Raw genomic sequence first — 20,121 nt, forward strand, 5'->3', positions numbered from 1 at the left:
ATCTTTATTTTTTTACATTATAGTACCATGATTCTGTCCAATTCACCAAAGGTCACTTCATCATTTATAAGAGCTGTTGAAAAATGTAAAGGGCGTACAATACACTAACTAACGTCAATACGAGAAAAGATTCCAACCATCCACCCTGATTGGTCTTTTTTACTCGTACAGATTGGATTGATACGGAAGCCGGCTGTTTTCTAGAAGCTGCTCGTCTTGCTGTCCCCTTCGGTTGTTGGTTAGATACAACAAGAGATAGTATATCCCGACGCATATCTTCTGCTGAACGATATTGACCATGAAGGGCTTTGAAGATGATGAAGCGATATGGTTGCAAAGTCGGGCTTTGTTTTATGACATGTAGCAATTGGTTTTTTCCATCCCCTTGTTTTTGAAACCGTCGCGGGTAAGCGATATTTATTATGACCATGGCTACACTAAACAAATCATAGGATGGCTCTGCTTTACGAGTTCCATACCCCCAATAACCTCTATCAAAAAATTCCGTAAATTCTTTCACGGCTCTACCGATAGGTGTCGTTCCCCCCACATCGATACAACGAATGCGATTAGAAGGCTGCGTAACGATTAAGTTCTCTGGCTTAATATCGCCAAATACCCATCCTTCTTTATGTAAACGTTCTAAATCTCTTAACAATTGACTGAGAAGTACAGGAATCCACGCTGTTCCTTTTTTCTGAATAAACGTTAATAAATCCTCACCTTGAATATATTCCATTACATAAAATGGAATCACCCCTGTTATTCTTTGCCAATCATCGACATCTAATAAAGAAGGTCCGAGGGCTGACCCCTGGACCTTGGAAAAAGCTTTTAACACGTTAACTTCTGATGTCACCGTCATGTGATCATTACTCATCTTTAAAGCGACATAACCGAAAGAACTTTGAGCTAAATAAACTGTCCCATTGGCTCCAAACCCTAGCTCTTTTACAATCGTATATTTGTTATGGTGCCACTTACCAGAGACCACCGTCCCCCGTGAAAACTTAAATGGATTCTTCGAAATATTGTTCATCATCGTTCGTCAATAGTCCCCTTAACGAGCGTTTTTTCTTGAAATGGGAAAGTGCTTCTTTAATAGCAGGACCAGTAGGTGTGATTCCACCTGTCGTTAATTTTGGAAAGATACTTGTCAATGCTTCGAGCTTTGGCGTCCAATCTAGCAATTTTTCGACATCTTTTTTCCCAGGAAATACAAACACGGCGTACCGATTATCTCCCGTTCGGGCATTTAAGCTTAACGAAAGGTCTAATAAGGCCTCTTTCACCGTTGGGAGCTTATGTTTCATACTGGCGCTTGTATCGACAAGAATCAACACTTCTAAATCGACAGTTTCCCCTAATTCATCCACGATTTCCATCACTTCTCCTCTCTTTTCTGGAGGAAGCTCTTCCATCGTCACGTTGTTACCTAAAATTTGTTTTAATTCCCTATTCACCACTCCTTGCAATGTTTGGGTCATAGCTTTTCGAGTCACCATTTGGACCGTTTGTGACAGCTGTTGCGCATAAACAACTTGGCTTACACCGCCTCCTGAAAGGGCAATCCCTTCAATTTCTTGCATACCTTGGTCATCAATTACATCTTGTTCCATGACTCCAATGACGTTGACCGTAATTCCTTGTTCTTTTGCCAAGGCGGCCATCGCAATGGGATCTTCGCCATAGTTAGAACATCCATCGGTGATTAATAAAATTTGCCGTAATGTGCCTGTCTTCAACAGACTCCCCTCCTAGTATGTAGTTGTTACCATCATCGCCGATTGAGAGGGGATTTATACTTCTCCTACTATGAAATTCTCTTTTTCTTACTAAACGCGGTCAATGGAATAGTAGCCCATTTCGGTATATTATGCTTTACTTGAGCCACTACAATGGTCATATCATCATCAATATCTCCTTCTTTCGTTCGAATAACTTCTTCCATAATTAAGTCGGCTATTTCCTGCGGATTATTTGTCTCTAGTTCTCGTATTTTTCTTCTCATCCACAACTCGTAATTTTCAACGTGCTTTGGTCCTTCAAAAATGCCATCACTCATCATAATAAGTAAATCCCCTGACTTTAATTGTTCAGAAACGGTATCAACCTCCATATCTTGTAAGATTCCCATCGGTAAATTTCCTGCCTCTACTTTCATCACTTTATCCCCTCGTTTAATAAAGCTTGGGGTAGAACCAACTTTTAAAAAGTTGACTTTTGCATCTTGTAAATCAATCATCGCTAAATCAAGAGTAGAAAACACTTCATCTGTTGTACGTAGAGACAAAATGGAGTTAACCGATTTGATGGCTAATTTTTCATCAATTCCCGATTTGAGAATGTATTGTAATAACCGAAGCGTTTCATTGCTTTCATGGTGTGCACGCTCGCCATTCCCCATTCCATCACTTATGGCAATAGCGAATTTACCTACATCTAACTCAATCATCGAATAACTATCTCCCGAAACAAGCCCTCCTCCTTTGGCTGCATGAGCCACTCCTGTTTCTACAACAAACTTTTTCGCGGAACGGAATGTGACATGACAGAACCCATTGGGAAATGAAGCGCACTCTTCTTTATGCACGATAATCGTTTCCCCTAGAATATCTGACAACATAGGGGCAATGAGTTTTTCTCCTTCACCGTGTCCCTGACAATAGGGAATCATCATATCAATATCAACATTGCCTTGCTCTAAACTATAAATATCCACTTGCTCTACTTGAACACCAAAATCTTCTAACGCTTCAAAAATCATTTCCTCTTGTCGTTGCATATTTTCGCGTTCTTTTTGTATTTCTTTCGCAAAATCTTCCATGACGATTGACACGCCTAACAGTTGTTCTGCAACTAATTTTCGACTTTCTTGCACTTGTTTTTTCAATTTTTGGTTCGCCTTAAAGTACGTTATCTCTTGTTCAATGGCTTTGATGACCTTTTTGGACCTAGTGCAATGCTTGTCCAATTCACGCTGGGTACGGTGAGATAAAGTCCCTTTACCTTCATCAATTTCGTACATAATCTCCCGCATTAAATCATACGTTGTATTAAAGTTCTTCACCCAACATTGCTCTTTACGAAAACACGTTTGACATGTTTTTTCCGTTACGTTGCTTAAAAAGAAATCAAATTCCCTTTCTTCTTGCTCTTCCCTTTGATCATGATCGTATTGCGAAAAGCTTTTTGATAGTGCTTGAAACACGTTAGAAAATTGGGATACACGTTGTGCCGTGACATCTCGAATTTTCCTCATGTACTGTTGCTGTTCCAACGCATACTCTTGCGTACCTGGGATATACTTCGCTACCGTTTCCATAAAAAGTTTCGGAGTAAGGAAAAACAAAACGACGGCTAAGGCAGATTCATAAAGCGTTTGCGTAAGTACTCCATCCATTTCTCCATACATACCGATGAGTAACGTCGCTATAAATAATCCTGAGGCAGCACCTAATTTATTTCCTTCTTTCAGCAGTCCTCCTAACAATCCCGCAAAAGCGAGTAAGCTCATTTGGTAAAAACTTGAAACATTTGCTAAGCTAAATATGAGACCTGTAACCACTCCAACCGTTGAACCAAGCGTAGCACCTGCAATAAAAGCAAATACGAGAACCAAATAACGTGACAAAATATGTTCAATGGATAAATCATAAATACTCCATCCAATCGTTCCGGTTAACACCGATGCTAACATGATAATGACACATACAATTTCTTCCGTTTTAAGTATTTTTTTTCTTTTTGTAGGGGTAAATAGTGGGAGACATTGTAAAAATATTAATGTCAAAATAAAGGATAAACTTGCTTCTACACCCGTCATCATTCCATCATATAATGTAAGCTGCCGACTACTTTCTATATAAGCGAACGATAGTTTCGTTCCTGTCGTGACAAAAAAGACGAGAAAAGGCAAGGAACGAAGATGGTCTTTTCGCCAGCTTTCCGTAATTTTAAAAATAATTAAAAATAAAGTGGTACTAATAAAAACATAGACCATGTTTGTGAATGAAATGGTGAGGGAGCCTGCTAACAGACCGATCAATGCAAAAGGAGACTTGTCTCTTCTTAACATATACATAGATGCAAAAAACGGAAGAACAAAAGGTGTTAAGTGTGATAATATGAGGGCCCGTCCAAGTAAAAAACCAATCAATATAAATACTAAGCCTCTTTGAATCAATACGTTCCCTAGTTTTAGCCAAAACCATTTTCCCCATTCGGCGAGTTGCACCTTCGTTTGAGCCACGTTGACCTCATTTAACGGCTCGACCAAACTCCGTTCCATTTTTGCCATTTTTTAACACTCCCCTAATCGAATATTGTTATGCTTTATTTTAAAGGGGACTAGCTTCAAAGTTTGTCAAAATGACAGGTGTAAACGAAAGAATTTTTCGACTATTTTCTCTGCTAACACTCCTTTCCTATCGTGTAAAATTTTAAGGAAATAATGAAAAAAGATTGATAGAATGCCTGTTTTGGTAAATTGTTTCCAATTATTTTTTAATAAATTTCTTTTAAAAAACCGTTGACATTATTCGAGGTTCTTTGTATTATTTTCATTGTGCTTTGCAAAATAGTTTGGCGGCGTAGCTCAGCTGGCTAGAGCGTACGGTTCATACCCGTGAGGTCGGGGGTTCGATCCCCTCCGCCGCCACCAAATTATGGCCCGTTGGTCAAGTGGTTAAGACACCGCCCTTTCACGGCGGTAACACGGGTTCGAATCCCGTACGGGTCATCGGCAAAAAAGACTAAGGAACGAAAGTCCTAGCGGCTTTCCGACCTTAGTCTTTTTGTTTTTTCGAAAAAATATTAGTCATTAAAAAAAGCAGGCAATGCCTGCTTGGTGTGACGCCAAACTACACGTTCCAACCTGCTATGTTTACATAGACAGCAAGTTAACCTCGTCTAGCACCTCGACCACCACGTCTAGATTCCGTATGACGCTTCAATGAAGAAAGTCTGTCTTCACTTTCTTTTAAAAATTTAGCCATTTTTTGTTCAAAGCTCTCTTTTGAACGATCATGAGCTCTTCCATGGCGTGGACGATGGGATTGTTCCTTTGCTTTACGAATAGATAACCCAATTTTCCCATCTTTCTCAACGTTAATTACTTTTACTTCGACTTGATCCCCAACTTTTAAGTGATCGTTAATGTCCTTTACGTAATTATCAGCTACCTCACTAATGTGAACTAGCCCCGTTGAGCCTTCCGGTAACTCGACAAACGCCCCGAAATGTGTGATGCCGGTTACTTTTCCTTGTAACTTGCTGCCTACTTCAATTGACATAAAAAGAATGTTCCTCCTTAAAATTTAAAAAATAAAACTTTTTATATATTATAGCTAAGCAGAAAAAAGCGTGTCAATAAGACGAATCTTCTTCTTTTTCCTTATCATCTTTTTCTGGCAAGTTAAAAATAATTTCACCTTGATCTGATAAGAAGTATTCTCGACGAGCTAATTTCGCTATGTATTCGTCATCGTTTAACTTCACAATTTCCTCTTTTAATAATTCTTCCTCTTTTTCCAAAGCAGCTAACTTTTTCTCAAGCTGTTCTTTTTGAGCTAATTTTTCTTCAAGTAAAGTATGGCGGGAAAGGAGAGAAGAAATAAGAGCATAGGAGACAACAATGACGAACATAAAAAATACTGTTAGTCGACGCACTAAACGCTTCTTTTGCTTGTTCACATATTGTTGACGTATCTTATGCTGTTCCATATACGAATTTTGCAAAGTAGCGACTTTCCGTTGCCGTAATGCTCCCACAATTCTCTCCTCCTTATTGTTTCTTGTTCAAAAACCACTGTTTCATTGAAGTCCATCGTTTATACATATAATTCGTAAAATAGTAGAAATATCCTGCAAAGCTATTATATAACTTCTCGACGTTATTTGTAAGACGTTTCGGCAAAAGTCTCCAGAAATGAACAGAAAGCTTCACGAAAGGAAATATTCCAATTCTTAGGACCCACCATAATACGGTTCCTGTCGTTTTTACAAGAGACCAAAGTAACTGAATCACAAATAAACTAAAAGCAATTAAAAGATGAATAATCCATATTACTGGACGAATTAGGAAAATATTCACTGCTTTAACCATTCCTCGATAAATTGAAATGACCATTGAAATAATCATTTCTAGTAATTTTACATAGAAATTACGAAGTAGTGCTTGATAGGCAGCAAACCCACATAACAGCGCAAGAAAAATGTAAAAACGTACTTCTCCGTAATTGACTTGGAAAAGGATAAGAAATAATAATAACCCTTGCACGAGCCAAAACAATACGTCGTTCACAAACACGATCCATCGTTTTCGATGAGCGCGATTTAAAAAACGTTGATACGTATCAAGCGCGGCACCAAAAAAGCTTCCCATGAGAATCATGGCAAGCATCGTATAAAATTGAACCGTTAAACTCATCGAAACAACTTGCTAAAGAACCCTTTAGCTTTCTCCCCTTGAGGTTCATCTAAATAAACGAGATCATATATTTTCCCCTTAATGGACACAATCCCTTTATCTACATCTAAATTTTTCATCTGCAAATTTTGCCCTCTAATCGCTAAAAATCCCATGACTGTTTCTAATAAAAATTCCTCATTATCAAAGCTTTCTACTTGTTTGACACCCGTTATATCTAACAGCTTTCTCCCACGCATAATAACGTCATGCTCATTGACTGCTTGTTTTTGCACGGAGTTTGGATCATAATACTGATTCATTCCTATCCCTCACTTTTACATAGTACAGGCTTTGTATTCATCCTATGAGGGACAAAGAAAAAATAGAACAGAGGAACAAGCTATCGATTAGGTTGATGGATTACTTTTAGCGCTAAGTGTTCTTGTTCGTTTTTAACATAAATATCGTATTGTGTTGTATCTTTTACGGGAAAGGGGTGTTTTTTGCGAGCATCAAATGGTGTTTTCGATTTATAGGAAATACCTGCTGCTTTTAACTTCCCTACGACATGAAAATACTGCTCGTACCCAAATACAGTATAAACTTTTTTCCATTTTCGAGATTTCGGCCAAACTGTTACAACAATTACGATAAATGCGAAAGCAATGAGAAGATAGGTCAACATCGCACCCTTTCTCCTTTTTCGTTTTTTATATCATATTTAACGTAGCATCTTAATAGAAGTTTCGTTCATCGTATCCTTTTTATAAAAATAAGGCTATGTGTTTTATGCCATTGTTGATTTTTACCAAGTTATTCACACGGCGGCGACTCCAGCGGGAACAAGAAGCCGCAAGACCCATACTTGAGCGTAGCGAGGGAAGCGGCTTGCACCTTGCCCGCGGAAAGCGTCCTCCACAAGCGTAATGTAAAAATATCAACAGTATCGTTTAACAGACATTCATGCTAATTGCCATTGGTACATCGATAAATAAAATAACAACAAAAGTTATCCACAGTTATTTTAGGGTAGAGCCAAAAATAAAAAAAGCCCCCGATTCCGGGAGCAAAATTATTCGGTCATCGGCTCTTCCAACCGCTCTTCCTTCACAAGCGTATACATAGATGACGCATCTTCTTTTTTTGTGGATTCCAGTAGCTGTTCTACACGAACGGTAATTTGTTTTTGACCAAACTGAATGGTTAGCTCATCGCCAACTTTTACGTTTGAGCTAGCTTTTGCTGTCTGTCCATTGATTGAAATTCGCCCTTGTTCGGCTACTTCTTTCGCCAATGTTCTCCGTTTAATCAATCGCGAAACTTTTAAAAACTTATCTAAACGCATGCTTTCCATTGTTCCTACACTCTCCCTTTTATTAATAACCTTTCAATTTGGCTTCATTCCAAAATTGATCTAATTCCTCTAATGAAAATTGATCAAACGACCTTCCCGATGCTTTCACTTGTTGTTCAACATACTCAAAGCGACGTTGAAATTTTTGAACAGTTGCTTGGAGGGCATCTTCAGGATGAATTCGATAAAAGCGGGCTACATTGACAAGGGCAAACAATACATCACCAAATTCCTTGGCTGCTTCTTGTTCATTTCGTTGCTGTATCGCCCCTTTCCATTCGTCGAGTTCTTCCTGTACTTTCTCCCAAGCCCCGTCAACATCCTCCCAATCAAAGCCGACTTTTGCCGCCTTTTTTTGCATTTCATATGCTTTAAACAATGCCGGAAGTCCTTTCGGTATACTACTTAAAATAGATTCTTCTTTTTTCGTTCCTTTTTCCTTTGCTTTAATCGCATTCCAATTGTTCACAACCTCATCAGCATCTTCCACTTTCACGGTACTAAATACATGAGGATGACGCCGTACCATTTTCTCACCAATACTTTCGATGACATCTTCAATGGAAAATAAACCATCATCTTCACCAATTTGTGCATGCAACAATACTTGAAGTAATACATCTCCTAATTCTTCAATCATATGATTGACATCATCTGCGTCAATGGCGTCAAGGAGTTCGTATGCTTCTTCAATTAAATATTTTTTTAGCGATTGATGGGTCTGCTCTTTATCCCACGGACAACCGTTTGGTCCCCGTAATTCGGCTACAATTTCTCTAAACGTATAGAAATCTTTATAGCGACCTTTTTTTTCTTTGACAGGAGGGACATAGACGCTCGTTAAGTTATTTAAAGACACTTGTCGATCGAGTTCGTATAACGGTATATTTTGAACCTTTTCTTGTGCGGTTCCCGCCGCAGTAACAATGTAAACTTCATAATCATCCGGATATTTCTCCATTAATGTTAATTTGACTTCGGAAGCAACAAATGAATCGTACACCTGTCCTATAATGACATGTTGATTCATTTTTACGTCATCCCGCTTAAGGGAAGTACCATCCAACAGTTGAAACCCTTCGATCGGATCTAGTTTCACCGCAGAACAAAGGGCATCGATAAAGCTTTGACCACCGCCGATTTGGACGGAGATATTTTTTTCTCTCCCTTTCTGTAATAATAGTTGCACCGTTCGTTCAGCGACGATTGGATGTCCAGGAACCGCGTACACAATGTCCTTTGTTTCAGCTTCTTCTAGTAAAATACGAGAGATTTCTTCGTAAACTTCATCAAACGTTTCATATTTTTCGTATACATCGTCAAAAGATATAAATCGAATTCCTTCTTCTTCAAGAGAAGCAACGACCGGATGCTCTTTCGTTCGTAAATATAGATGCTCTGCTTCCCTTAATGTTCGATATACACCAAGGGTTAATTGATCTACATCTCCAGCACCTAAGCCGACTATGGTAATTGTCATCGTTTATGCCCCCAACTTATTATTTTTGTTTCTCACTTTTCTAAAAACTTTAAGCTTATCTCCAAATGGTATTTGTTTCAATTCATCTAAATCAAATCCTCCTATGTGAATAAAGACCGCTAGAAAGGTCATTCCCCCAAGAATGGAGCCACTAATGGATAATAAAGTAGATGTAAACCTTGAAGTCGTAAAACTATCGAAGAAACCTACTATTAATTGTAATACAAATAATACCAATACCATACTCCCGATACTAATGAAAAGATGACCAAAAAATGTTTTCGTCAAGTGAAAGCCTTGTAACTCCTTGTGCACTTTCCAAATTAAGAACATTGATATAATGACCAACGATCCAACTGTACTTAAAGAAGCCCCCATCGTATAGAGCGAAGGAATAAGGGCGATGTTCGCTAAAAATTTTCCTATGACTCCGACACATACGGCGAACATAGGGAAATACATATATCCTAGTCCTTGTAGTACCGCTGATAAAGTCAGTACAATCGAGTAAAATAAGACGGATAAACAAAAAACTGCCAGCACGTCAGATCCTTGACGATCGGTAAATAACATCTCATTGATTGGCTGGATCAAGCATGCTAAACCGACAGATGCCCCTAATCCGAACACGATACTCACTTTAAGTGCTAACGTACCTACGGATTGTACTCGTTGAGTAGAGCCTCGTAGGTTTTCTTTCGTAAGAATTGGTACTAAAGCTAAAGACATGGAAGTAGCGACAACTGTTCCTACTTGGACGAGCGGTTGCCCACGATCGTAAATACCTTTTAGCACTTTTCCGTCCCATTCGCTCCATCCGGATTCAACCAGCATCTTATATAGACTCATCGCATCCACCAGTTGGAATAAGATGAGTGTCATACTGCTGACGCAAATGGCGATTCCTTGAATAAGTACTTGTATTCCGACGTCACAGTTGAGTTTTAAAGAAGAAAAAATCCACCGTGTTTTTTCTTTTCGTGCCATAAGAAACCCAATGAGGACAAAAATACAGGCGACACTTCCAAGAACGGAGCCTAATATAGCTCCACCGCCTACTAGGTAAAGGGAATACCCTTTTTGAACAAAAAGAAAAGATAAAATAAGAATGAGCGCCACTCGGATAAATTGTTCCGTCACTTGTGATATAGCGGTAGGAACCATAAAACCGACACTTTGATAATATCCCCGAATAACTGAAATAATCGGAAAAAATAAAAATGAAACAGCGGCGACTTGAAGTAATAAGAATAAATTTGGATCACCCATTATGGAGGCAATCAGTGGTCCCCCAAAATAAGTTACACTAAAGAGAACAACTCCGAACAAAGACATAGAAAAAAAAGCAGATGTTAAAATTTCTTTCCTTTTTTTGAAATCCTCTTTCGGTTGTTCCGTTAAGATTTTTGAAATAATAACAGGAAAACCGTACATCGAAAGAGTTAAAACAATCCCATATATTGGGTACACCTGTTGATAAATATAAAAACCGATATCACCAACGATATTTTGAAAAGGAACACGATAAACGGCACTTAACACTTTGGTAACAAACGCCGCTAACGTTAATAAAAAAACACCTTGTAAAAAAGTACGTTGTGAACGACCCACGCTTCACTCTGCCTTTCCTAAGTTCTTTTAATCGAAAAGTATTATAGCATAATCTTTTTTTGAACCGTGTTAGGAAATTACGGATGGACTTGTAATCAACGAACGGATGATCACCATAAGAAAAAGGACAGTGGGATACTGTCCTTATACATATTTACCTATCGAAGATTTTACTGTTCCATCTGTCTTGCTAAAAAGCCTGCTGCTGTTTCTACCGCTTTTTGTTCCACTTCTTTTAAGGTTTGGTCTTTCGAATAAATAACAACGGCACCGATTGGGTCTCCGTTAGCAATAATCGGAGCAATTGTATAGGAAGCTAACGTCTCTTCAAATCCTTCTATTAATGATACTGATCCTTGTTGAGTCACCAGAATAGAATTACGTTCTTCCATCACTTTTTCAATTGTTTCGCCTACGCTTTTATTTAAAAATTCTTTCTTAGAAACGCCAGCTACAGCAATAACGGCATCTCGATCACAGATAAGAACAGGACTTCCTAAGCTATCAAATAAGGCTTCTGCATACTCCTTAGCAAAATCCCCTAATTCACTAATTGGTGAATATTTCTTTAAAATGACCTCACCATCACGATCAACGAATATTTCCAACGGATCTCCTTCCCGAATACGAAGTGTTCTACGAATTTCCTTTGGAATGACAACACGACCCAAATCATCAATACGACGAACAATACCAGTTGCTTTCATCTTTGTTGCCTCACTTTCATCAGATGATTTTTTGGTTGTTGATCCATTTAACTGAATGAATCTATTACCAATGTTGACATTAGTATCTTTCATCTGGAAAGTTCTATACACAAATTGTTCATTTCACTGTCAATCTATTTTGTTGGTAAATAATGGTATTATTAAAAACAGCAACTCCAATCTCCGTTCACAACTAGTATGGTTCTCGTTAGTGAACATTTTCGGTTACTTTTTTCGATTGGGCGATCGTTTTGACACATTCAATTAATATATCGAGCCACTCCGCTGTTTGCATTCCTTTTGTGGATAATGTTAGTTTTAATTTATTTCCATCCATCCCGATACCAAAACGCTTTCCATATTGATTGATGGCAGTAAACACTTTGGCTCCGTCAATTTGTTGGGTTCCATCTTCCGATAGAAGTAAAGTAACGATGTCTTTTTGTTGTTTCACCGATTCGACTTTTGCCTCGTATGCATACACTTTTATTTCGGCGACTTTACATAAATAATGAACCTCTTGTGGATAATCACCGAAGCGATCGATTAATTCACCCTGAAGTTCGTGCAATTCCTCTATGGTGTCAATTCCTCTAAAGCGTTTATACATCTCAATTTTTTGATGACCATCCGGAATATAAGCATCTGGGATATAGGCATCGATCGTGACATCAATTTCCGTTTTAAACGGTTCTTCCGCTTGAGCCGTCCCTTTTCTCTCTTCAATCGCTTCTTTTAACATTTGAGAATATAAATCGAAACCAACGGAATCAATAAATCCGTGTTGTTGAGCTCCTAAAATGTTTCCTGCCCCACGAATGGACAAATCGCGCATGGCAATTTTAAAGCCCGAACCAAGCTCTGTAAATTCTTTAATTGCTTGAAGTCGTTTTTCAGCAACTTCGGACAACACTTTATCTTTGCGGTACGTAAAATACGCATAAGCTACCCGGTTCGAACGACCTACACGTCCTCTAAGCTGATACAATTGCGATAATCCCATCCGATCAGCATCATAAACAATAAGCGTATTTACGTTCGGAATATCCACGCCTGTTTCGATAATAGTCGTCGTAACTAATACATCGTATTCGCCACTTAAAAAGCTTAAGATGACAGATTCTAATTCCGTTTCAGACATTTGACCATGCGCAAACGTCACTCGAGCATCTGGAACTAGCATAGAAATTTCTTCCGCTTTTCGCTCAATATCCTCGACACGATTGTATAAAAAGTATACTTGTCCTTCTCTTGCTAATTCGCGCTCAATGGCCTCTTTGACTAATGCCCCATTATATTCCATGACGTACGTTTGGACCGGGAAGCGGTTTTCCGGTGGCGTTTCTATGACAGATAAATCGCGCACACCAAGCAAAGACATATGTAATGTCCGAGGAATTGGGGTAGCGGTTAAAGTTAGCACATCGATATTCGTTTTTAACTGTTTAATTTTTTCTTTATGTGTTACACCAAAGCGCTGTTCTTCGTCAATAATGAGTAAACCTAAGTCGTGAAATTGCACGTCTTTCGACAACAAACGGTGTGTGCCCACAATAATATCGACGGCACCGCTTTTTAATTTTTTCAATGTTTCTGTTTGTTGCTTTTTCGTCCGGAAGCGACTCAATAAATCAACGGTAACAGGGAAGTCTTGGAAACGCTCTTTCATCGTTTCATAATGTTGTTGCGCTAAAATCGTTGTTGGAACAAGAAAAGCGACTTGTTTTCCATCCATCACGGCTTTAAACGCGGCACGAATTGCTACTTCTGTTTTTCCATACCCGACATCACCGCATAATAAACGGTCCATTGGTCGTTCGCTTTCCATATCTCTCTTAATTTCTTGAATGGAACGTAATTGATCTTCCGTTTCTTGATATGGAAAAGTAGCTTCAAATTCTCGTTGTAAATCGCCGTCTGGAGAGAACGCGTACCCTTTAGTAGACTCTCGTTCGGCGTACAATTTAATTAAATCATCGGCAATGTCTTGGACAGACGATTGAACTTTCTTCTTTACTCGTTTCCATTCATTACCGCCGAGCTTATAAATTTTCGGCTCTTTTTCTTCCGAGCCCACATATTTTTGCACTAAGTCGATTTGGTCCACCGGCACGTATAATTGATCGTTACCTTGATATTTGATGTGAAGATAATCTTTATGAATGCCGTTAATTTCTAAAGTTTCAATTCCTAAATACTTTCCAATACCATGATTAACGTGCACCACATAATCGCCAATATTCAGTTCCGAATAATTTTTTATTCGTTCTGCATTCGACAGCTTTTGTCGACGCGGAGCTTTTTTCGTTTTTTTATTAAAAAGCTCTACTTCGGTCACAACTGCAAGCTTCATCATTGGCAGTTCAAAGCCCGCATGCAAACTCCCTTGAATCATTTGTGGTTTCCCTAGCAGCAATTGTTCTGCCGACGCGTTTTCTACTACATCTAGTCCGTAATCTTCAAATACGCGTTGAAGTTTTCTTACTCGTTCTACATCTGGACCGAGAAATAGTACCGTATATTTTCCTTTTTTCCATCGCTCTAATTCGTTTTTTAACACGTTCATTTGCCCGTGAAAGTTTTGCATCGGGCGACAGGAAATATTCATGATATTTTGCGGATTCGTATTCGGAATATGTCGTAAAAATAATGATAAATAAACTTTTGGTAACGAAGTTTCCGTAACAAGTGTTGGTAGACGATGGGATATCGTCAATCCGTGAACGATTGAACCTTCTTCTAACAAGGCTGTGTACCATTCCGCTTCTTCTTTTTCTAGTGTTTCATATATTTCCAATATACGACTATATTCGTCTAAAAATATAATGCTATTTTGCGGTAAATAATCTATCAAACTATAAGGTTTATCATAAGCAAGAGAAGCATATTTAAAAATTTGTTCCGGCTTCTGTTGCTGTTTTAATTGTTCCAGTTCATACGAAATGTGTTGTGATAATAGCTCTTTCGTTTTCGCTAGTTTTACTTTTCGTAAGCTCTCAGCTAATTTTTCCTCCAACAGACGTACGATGCGATCATAATGGGGAGGTTCTAGCAATAATTCAGTTGCTGGACCAACGATGACTTCATCCAATGATAGCAAGGACCGTTGATCTTCTATAGAAAACGTTCGGATGGACTCGATTTCGGTATCAAATAATTCAATGCGTAATGGATCAGACTCCGTTAACGGATAAATATCGATAATGCCTCCACGAACGCTAAATTCCCCCGGTGCTGTGACCATATTGACGCGTTGATACCCCATATATATAAACGCTTGTAACGTTTGCTCTAAATCAATTTCTTCGCCAACACGGAACTCTTTTTGATACGACAACCATAATTCCTTTGGGGGTAATAGTTTCCGCAAACCAGCTGCAGGTACAATAACGACACCACGCTCGATCCGGCTTAAAAAGTTTAACGTTTCCATTCGTTGCGCTTTTAATTCAGGGCTAGCGATACTTATCTCTGCGGCAATTAATTCGTTTGCTGGATATAAATACACTTCATCTTCGGCAACGAATTGGGTAATGTCATCGTACAACTTTTGAGCTTGTAGTAAATTGTAAGTAATGAGTAAAATCGGTCTTTTTGTCCGTTCATAAATAGAGGAAATGAGCGCTGGCCGGCTAGATCCTGATAATCCAGTAACCAGTTGTTCGCTAAGCCCTTCCTCAATTCCATTTACTATCGATTCAATTTCATCTTGTTGCAAGAGGATGGTCGTGATCCCTTTCAAAAGCTCCTCCCCTTTCTTTATGTTCTCTATCAAACTCAACAGAAAAATGCTTTGGTAGGCCCAAAGCCGACAAATTACTGTATAAAAAAGTCAAACTGATAGTAATCAGGGTTTCGTTCAAGCGCTTCTTGGCAATCTTCACAAATTGTTTTTATATGAATATCACCGTTTGGTTCGTAGGAGACCATGTCAAGTCGTTCTTTTTCGTTCAATTTATGGATACCTATTTGTTCAGCATTGACCGGCATTCGATCAATTGTCCCGACCTTGATTCCGCAATGACGACAAAAGTAATGTATAGCCATATTGCTCCTCCTAAAATACGCTTTTACCGCTAGTATAAACGTATTTTAGAGGTGTTATACATCATATGAATTACCCGTTATAACGATTCATCACTTGAAGAAACGGTTTTTCTATCCATTCTTCACACGCATCTGCACAACGTTGAATCACATCCCCCATCGTTTCCCACTCTTCTTTTGTAAACTTTCCTAATACATAATCCGGAACACTCATCCCATTAGTTGGGCGATCAATCCCGATCCGAATTCGGTTAAAGTTTTGCGTACCGAGGTGGGCAATGGTGGACTTAATGCCATTATGTCCACCGGCGCTTCCTTTTTGCCGCAAACGGATTTTTCCAACCGGCAAATCTAAATCATCATAAATGACTAAAATATGTTCCGGGTCAATATCATAATAATCGACAACAGCCCGGATACTTTCACCCGATAAATTCATATATGTCATCGGTTTTAACAAAATCACCTTTTCACTTGAATAACGGATGATTGTATATAGCCCTTTAAATTTCGATTCCGTTAAAGGGGAAGAAAAACGTTTTGCTAGTTCATCAATGACTTCAAATCCTATGTTATGTCTTGTTCGTTCATATTTTGTTCCTGGATTTCCTAGTCCTACGATTAACTTCATGATCAACACCTCAAATTCTTTCACTATTTTAACTATATCAAAAACCAGAAAAGACGTAACCTAAAAAGGTTACGCCTTACGAACCTATTGAATGGTAGGGACTTCATCCGTTTACGAATCTTGTTCTTTCGCTTCTAACTCATTCGTTTCCCGACCTTCTAAATTCGTTGGAGTTCCTATTTCTTGCTCTTCTCCTGTACTAATTTCTTTTTCTTGCCTAGGAGGGAGAATGGAAGCAATCGTTTCCCCATCATCATGATTAATAGTAAACCCATATTGTTGATTAACATCCCCTACGGTGATGGTCTCCCCTACTTGCAAGTTCTCGACGTTAATATTGATCGAATCTGGTACCTGTCCAGGCTTACCCGTAACCGAAAGCTCGTGAATTGGCTGCTGTAATACCCCTCCATCGTTTACCCCAGCGGCTTCTCCAACTAAATCGACCCGAACGTCCGTTGTTACGTTTGTATCTTGATTCACCACGAGAAAATCGGCATGAATAATTTCGTTTTTCAAAAAGTCATGCTGATAGTCGGAAAGCATCACCGAATATTCGGTACCATCTGCCTTAATAGAAAAAACTCCATTTCGTCCTACATTCTGTATCGTTTTAACTAAATCCCTTTCTTCAAAATAAATGTGTGTATTTTCAACATTGGGTCCATAAATTACAGCTGGGACATAACCTTCTGACCGTAATTGATGTAACGTTGATTGGTGAAAATCGGTTCTTATTTGCGCATCAAGAACGACTTCCATGGTACGTTCACCTTCCTCCATACAATATTAAAGCTGGTTCTATATAAAAAATGCCCTAAAACGGTTCATAATAAACATAAAAAAGTGGATGGAAGGCACAAAAACGGCCTGACATTATTGTCAGACCGTTTGATTCTATTAATCAAATAGCATACTTACGGATTGATCTTCATGTACACGAATAATCGCTTCACCAATAAGTGGAGCTACAGATAGCTGGTGAATTTTTTCAATTTGCTTTTCTTCTGGAAGGGTAATGGTGTTAGTTACTACTAATTCTTTAATTTTAGAGTTTTCAATACGCTCGATCGCTGGACCTGATAAAACCGGATGTGTACAGCATGCATATACTTCTTTCGCACCGTTTTCTACTAATGCATTTGCCGCAAGGGTAATCGTTCCTGCGGTATCAATAATATCATCGATTAAGACCGCTGTTTTACCTTCAATGTTACCAACGATGTTCATCACTTCCGCCACATTTGGTCTTGGTCGACGCTTATCGATAATCGCAATTGGTGCTTTTAAGCGTTCAGCAAGCTTCCGTGCTCTTGTTACGCCACCATGGTCAGGGGAAACAACGACTAATTCATCTTGGTCAAGCTTTTTACTGTTAAAGTAGTCAGCTAAAATCGGTACCCCCATTAGGTGGTCAATTGGAATATCAAAGAAACCTTGAATTTGTGGAGCATGTAAATCAAGTGTGATCACACGGGAAGCTCCTGCCGTTTCTAGCAAGTTGGCAACCAATTTAGCGGTAATCGGTTCACGTGCTCTTGCTTTACGGTCTTGGCGCGCATAGCCGTAATACGGCATGACGATATTGATTGTTTTTGCAGAAGCTCGTTTCAACGCATCAATCATAATCAGTAATTCCATAATATTTTCGTTGACTGGGGAGCTAGTCGATTGAATGACGAATACATCACAGCCGCGAATACTTTCTTCGATATTAATTTGAATCTCTCCATCACTGAACCGGGACACGCTACATTTCCCAAGCTCGACTCCAATTACCTTCGCAATTTCCTCCGCTAACGCTCGATTCGAATTTAGGGCAAATACCTTCAAGTTTGGATCTAAATATTGATTCGTCATGATGAACCTCCAGTTATTTTTTCGAGTTTAGTTTGTGTACATAGTTTTCCTTATTTACTTGGCGAGCACGTGCAATCGACAACGCCATACCTGGTACATCTTCTGTAATTGTTGAACCAGCGGCAATATAGGCACCTTTTCCAATGGTAACAGGAGCAACTAAGTTCGAATTACATCCTACAAAGACATTGTCTTCAATTTTTGTTAAATATTTATTTTTTCCATCATAATTTACTGTGATAGAACCACATCCAATGTTCACTTGTTCGCCCACTTCTGCATCGCCAATATAACTTAAATGAGAGGCCTTACTTCCCTTGCCAAATGTCGATTTTTTAATTTCTACGAAATTACCAATTCGAACTTCATTACCAATAGCAGATTGAGGACGAATATGAGCGAATGGACCAATGGTCACATCACTACCGATGGAGCTTTGATGGGCAACAGATTGACGAATGACGGTACGGTCGTTAATTTCACAATCATGAATTTCTGTATGAGGTCCAATCTTACAGTCATTTCCAATCACTGTTTGCCCGGTAATAACACTACCTGGGTAAATAATCGTATCTTGCCCAATTTGCACCTCGACCCCAATGTACGTATTTTCTGGGTCAATAATCGACACACCGTTACGCATGTGATACTCATTGATGCGTCGACGCATAATTTTCTCCGCTTGTGCTAAAGCAACACGATCGTTGACACCTAAAGTCTCTTCCATGTCAGCTATTTGATAAGCGGACACAATTTCCCCTTTTGCTTTTAAAATTTCAATGACATCTGGTAAATAATACTCACCTTGGGCATTATCATTAGATACGTGCTGAAGGGCTTCAAAAAGAGCTTGGTTATCAAAACAATACGTACCTGTATTGATTTCTTTTACTTTCCGTTCCTCATCTGTCGCATCCTTATGTTCTACAATTCGCTCAACATGTCCGTCTTCGTTTCGAATAATGCGACCATAGCCTGTAGGATCTTCCGCATAGCTTGAAAGGATAGTTGCTTTAGCCCCTTGCTGTTCATGATGGGATAAAAGCGCTTCCATAGTCTCAGCCGTTATTAGCGGTGTATCACCACAAATAACAAGGGTCGTTCCTTGTAAAGTGGCTAGTTGAGGAGCGGCTTGCATCACAGCATGAGCAGTTCCAAGCTGTTCTTCTTGAAGGGCAAACTCACTTTTTCCGTCTAATTGTGCTTTTACTTGATCAGCTCCGTGACCAACAATCGTCACAATCTTATTTATATCAAGCTTTGACACTTGATCTACAACATGTTCGACCATAGGCTTTCCACATACCGGGTGAAGAACTTTGTAAAGTTTTGATTTCATTCTTGTTCCTTGCCCAGCAGCTAAAATAATGGCATATCGATTTGTTGACATATATGGTCCTCCATCAACCTTTTTTTCCATAATGAATATATCTTAAATAGGAGTTCATTTCAAGGAATCGGAGAAAAGTACATTTTTTTGTCAATGGGTACAAGGAGGAAAATGGAAGGAAAAGATATGTATACATAAAAAAAGAGCCTTTCGTAAGGAGAAGGCTCTTGTTGTAAATGCTTAATGATTAAGAAGCTCCTGCTTCTTCTAATTCACGTTCTTCTAGCTCACCTAAACGGTGATACTCAGCTAACACCGCATCTTGGATTTTACCGCGTGTGTTGGAGTTAATTGGATGAGCAATATCACGGAATTCACCATCTGGCGTGCGTTTGCTTGGCATAGCCACAAACAATCCGTTATTGCCATCGATGACACGAATGTCATGAACGACAAATTCATTGTCTAAAGTGATAGAAGCAATAGCTCTCATACGACCATCCGTGTTTACGCGGCGTAGTCTAACATCTGTTACTTCCATCTTGTTCACCACCTTTTTCCATTGAAGTCTATTTTTAATATTCAACACCCTTTCAAAATCTCCTTCTAAATAAATAAAATTTTTAGAAAAATTTTTTATTAAATGGCTCTGTTAAACGATACTGTTTATATTTATACATTACGCTTGT

The 20,121-nt window shown here is 38.9% G+C and carries 19 protein-coding genes and 2 tRNA genes; 2 read left to right on the forward strand and 19 right to left on the reverse strand.

The window, feature by feature from the left end:
* Positions 1-64: 64 nt before the first annotated feature.
* From ABES52_RS06760 to spoIIE, 3 genes are all read right to left on the reverse strand, one after another.
* On the reverse strand, positions 65-1,042 hold the full coding sequence (locus ABES52_RS06760) for a serine/threonine protein kinase PrkT (RefSeq protein WP_429650208.1): 978 nt from the start codon (positions 1,040-1,042) through the stop codon (positions 65-67).
* Positions 1,011-1,745: a vWA domain-containing protein gene (locus ABES52_RS06765; protein ID WP_429650210.1), complete on the reverse strand. Its 735-nt coding sequence runs from the start codon at positions 1,743-1,745 to the stop codon at positions 1,011-1,013. Before ABES52_RS06765 ends, ABES52_RS06760 begins: the two co-directional genes overlap by 32 nt.
* Positions 1,746-1,813: 68 nt before the next feature.
* A complete protein-coding gene (gene spoIIE, locus ABES52_RS06770) occupies positions 1,814-4,300 on the reverse strand; it encodes a stage II sporulation protein E (RefSeq protein ID WP_429650212.1) in 2,487 nt (828 codons plus the stop codon).
* A 286-nt stretch (positions 4,301-4,586) separates the two neighbouring features.
* On the opposite strand from spoIIE, the gene ABES52_RS06775 reads away from it, so the two are divergent.
* Both ABES52_RS06775 and ABES52_RS06780 read left to right on the forward strand, forming a co-directional pair.
* Positions 4,587-4,663, forward strand: a tRNA-Met gene (locus ABES52_RS06775).
* Positions 4,664-4,669: 6 nt separating this feature from the next.
* Positions 4,670-4,741 (forward strand) — tRNA-Glu (locus ABES52_RS06780).
* A gap of 160 nt (positions 4,742-4,901) precedes the next feature.
* Here ABES52_RS06780 and ABES52_RS06785 read toward each other — a convergent pair.
* The 16 genes from ABES52_RS06785 to spoVG all read right to left on the reverse strand — a co-directional run bounded on the left by ABES52_RS06785 (position 4,902) and on the right by spoVG (position 19,973).
* The gene (locus tag ABES52_RS06785) at positions 4,902-5,294 is read right to left on the reverse strand and encodes a S1 domain-containing RNA-binding protein (protein WP_429650214.1); all 393 of its coding nucleotides are present in this window, start codon (positions 5,292-5,294) and stop codon (positions 4,902-4,904) included.
* Between the two features lie 73 nt (positions 5,295-5,367).
* Positions 5,368-5,772, reverse strand: a complete 405-nt coding sequence (locus ABES52_RS06790; RefSeq protein WP_429650216.1) for a septum formation initiator family protein — start codon at positions 5,770-5,772, stop codon at positions 5,368-5,370.
* A 13-nt stretch (positions 5,773-5,785) separates the two neighbouring features.
* Complete coding sequence (gene yabQ / locus ABES52_RS06795; RefSeq protein ID WP_429650218.1) at positions 5,786-6,430, reverse strand: spore cortex biosynthesis protein YabQ; 645 nt, start codon at positions 6,428-6,430, stop codon at positions 5,786-5,788.
* A complete protein-coding gene (yabP, locus tag ABES52_RS06800; protein ID WP_429650220.1) occupies positions 6,427-6,732 on the reverse strand; it encodes a sporulation protein YabP in 306 nt (101 codons plus the stop codon). Before yabP ends, yabQ begins: the two co-directional genes overlap by 4 nt.
* A gap of 80 nt (positions 6,733-6,812) precedes the next feature.
* The gene (locus ABES52_RS06805) at positions 6,813-7,097 is read right to left on the reverse strand and encodes a hypothetical protein (protein WP_429650222.1); all 285 of its coding nucleotides are present in this window, start codon (positions 7,095-7,097) and stop codon (positions 6,813-6,815) included.
* A 387-nt stretch (positions 7,098-7,484) separates the two neighbouring features.
* Positions 7,485-7,757, reverse strand: coding sequence for an RNA-binding S4 domain-containing protein (locus ABES52_RS06810; RefSeq protein WP_429650250.1), 273 nt, complete (start codon positions 7,755-7,757; stop codon positions 7,485-7,487).
* Positions 7,758-7,788: 31 nt separating this feature from the next.
* Positions 7,789-9,246, reverse strand: a complete 1,458-nt coding sequence (gene yabN / locus ABES52_RS06815) for a bifunctional methyltransferase/pyrophosphohydrolase YabN (protein ID WP_429650224.1) — start codon at positions 9,244-9,246, stop codon at positions 7,789-7,791.
* A 3-nt stretch (positions 9,247-9,249) separates the two neighbouring features.
* Positions 9,250-10,857, reverse strand: a complete 1,608-nt coding sequence (locus tag ABES52_RS06820; RefSeq protein ID WP_429650226.1) for a putative polysaccharide biosynthesis protein — start codon at positions 10,855-10,857, stop codon at positions 9,250-9,252.
* A gap of 170 nt (positions 10,858-11,027) precedes the next feature.
* Complete coding sequence (spoVT, locus tag ABES52_RS06825) at positions 11,028-11,564, reverse strand: stage V sporulation protein T (RefSeq protein WP_429650228.1); 537 nt, start codon at positions 11,562-11,564, stop codon at positions 11,028-11,030.
* A 208-nt stretch (positions 11,565-11,772) separates the two neighbouring features.
* Positions 11,773-15,306 carry a transcription-repair coupling factor gene (mfd, locus tag ABES52_RS06830; RefSeq protein ID WP_429650230.1) on the reverse strand — a complete coding sequence of 1,178 codons (3,534 nt, stop codon included), beginning with the start codon at positions 15,304-15,306 and terminating at the stop codon, positions 11,773-11,775.
* 74 nt (positions 15,307-15,380) lie between these two features.
* Entirely contained in the window at positions 15,381-15,611 is a 231-nt protein-coding gene (gene fin, locus ABES52_RS06835) for an anti-sigma-F factor Fin (protein WP_429650232.1), read from the reverse strand.
* A gap of 70 nt (positions 15,612-15,681) precedes the next feature.
* Positions 15,682-16,242 carry an aminoacyl-tRNA hydrolase gene (gene pth / locus ABES52_RS06840; RefSeq protein WP_429650234.1) on the reverse strand — a complete coding sequence of 187 codons (561 nt, stop codon included), beginning with the start codon at positions 16,240-16,242 and terminating at the stop codon, positions 15,682-15,684.
* Positions 16,243-16,353: 111 nt separating this feature from the next.
* The gene (locus tag ABES52_RS06845) at positions 16,354-17,004 is read right to left on the reverse strand and encodes a 50S ribosomal protein L25/general stress protein Ctc (RefSeq protein ID WP_429650236.1); all 651 of its coding nucleotides are present in this window, start codon (positions 17,002-17,004) and stop codon (positions 16,354-16,356) included.
* Positions 17,005-17,142: 138 nt separating this feature from the next.
* Positions 17,143-18,102: a ribose-phosphate diphosphokinase gene (locus tag ABES52_RS06850; RefSeq protein WP_429650238.1), complete on the reverse strand. Its 960-nt coding sequence runs from the start codon at positions 18,100-18,102 to the stop codon at positions 17,143-17,145.
* Between the two features lie 13 nt (positions 18,103-18,115).
* Positions 18,116-19,492: a bifunctional UDP-N-acetylglucosamine diphosphorylase/glucosamine-1-phosphate N-acetyltransferase GlmU gene (gene glmU, locus ABES52_RS06855; RefSeq protein ID WP_429650240.1), complete on the reverse strand. Its 1,377-nt coding sequence runs from the start codon at positions 19,490-19,492 to the stop codon at positions 18,116-18,118.
* Between the two features lie 187 nt (positions 19,493-19,679).
* Complete coding sequence (gene spoVG / locus ABES52_RS06860; RefSeq protein ID WP_429650242.1) at positions 19,680-19,973, reverse strand: septation regulator SpoVG; 294 nt, start codon at positions 19,971-19,973, stop codon at positions 19,680-19,682.
* Positions 19,974-20,121 lie beyond the last annotated feature (148 nt).

Origin of the sequence: Aeribacillus pallidus (assembly GCF_050478865.1) — a bacterium.
In the GTDB taxonomy this organism is placed as follows: domain Bacteria; phylum Bacillota; class Bacilli; order Bacillales; family JACDOC01; genus JACDOC01.

Coding starts and splice junctions, on each gene's coding strand:
- ABES52_RS06760 (WP_429650208.1), bottom strand. CDS start 1,042: ATGATGAACAATATTTCGAAGAATCCATTTAAGTTTTCACGGGGGACG.
- spoIIE (WP_429650212.1), bottom strand. CDS start 4,300: ATGGCAAAAATGGAACGGAGTTTGGTCGAGCCGTTAAATGAGGTCAAC.
- ABES52_RS06785 (WP_429650214.1), bottom strand. CDS start 5,294: ATGTCAATTGAAGTAGGCAGCAAGTTACAAGGAAAAGTAACCGGCATC.
- yabQ (WP_429650218.1), bottom strand. CDS start 6,430: ATGAGTTTAACGGTTCAATTTTATACGATGCTTGCCATGATTCTCATG.
- yabP (WP_429650220.1), bottom strand. CDS start 6,732: ATGAATCAGTATTATGATCCAAACTCCGTGCAAAAACAAGCAGTCAAT.
- ABES52_RS06805 (WP_429650222.1), bottom strand. CDS start 7,097: ATGTTGACCTATCTTCTCATTGCTTTCGCATTTATCGTAATTGTTGTA.
- ABES52_RS06810 (WP_429650250.1), bottom strand. CDS start 7,757: ATGCGTTTAGATAAGTTTTTAAAAGTTTCGCGATTGATTAAACGGAGA.
- yabN (WP_429650224.1), bottom strand. CDS start 9,246: ATGACAATTACCATAGTCGGCTTAGGTGCTGGAGATGTAGATCAATTA.
- spoVT (WP_429650228.1), bottom strand. CDS start 11,564: ATGAAAGCAACTGGTATTGTTCGTCGTATTGATGATTTGGGTCGTGTT.
- fin (WP_429650232.1), bottom strand. CDS start 15,611: ATGGCTATACATTACTTTTGTCGTCATTGCGGAATCAAGGTCGGGACA.
- pth (WP_429650234.1), bottom strand. CDS start 16,242: ATGAAGTTAATCGTAGGACTAGGAAATCCAGGAACAAAATATGAACGA.
- ABES52_RS06845 (WP_429650236.1), bottom strand. CDS start 17,004: ATGGAAGTCGTTCTTGATGCGCAAATAAGAACCGATTTTCACCAATCA.
- ABES52_RS06850 (WP_429650238.1), bottom strand. CDS start 18,102: ATGACGAATCAATATTTAGATCCAAACTTGAAGGTATTTGCCCTAAAT.
- glmU (WP_429650240.1), bottom strand. CDS start 19,492: ATGTCAACAAATCGATATGCCATTATTTTAGCTGCTGGGCAAGGAACA.
- spoVG (WP_429650242.1), bottom strand. CDS start 19,973: ATGGAAGTAACAGATGTTAGACTACGCCGCGTAAACACGGATGGTCGT.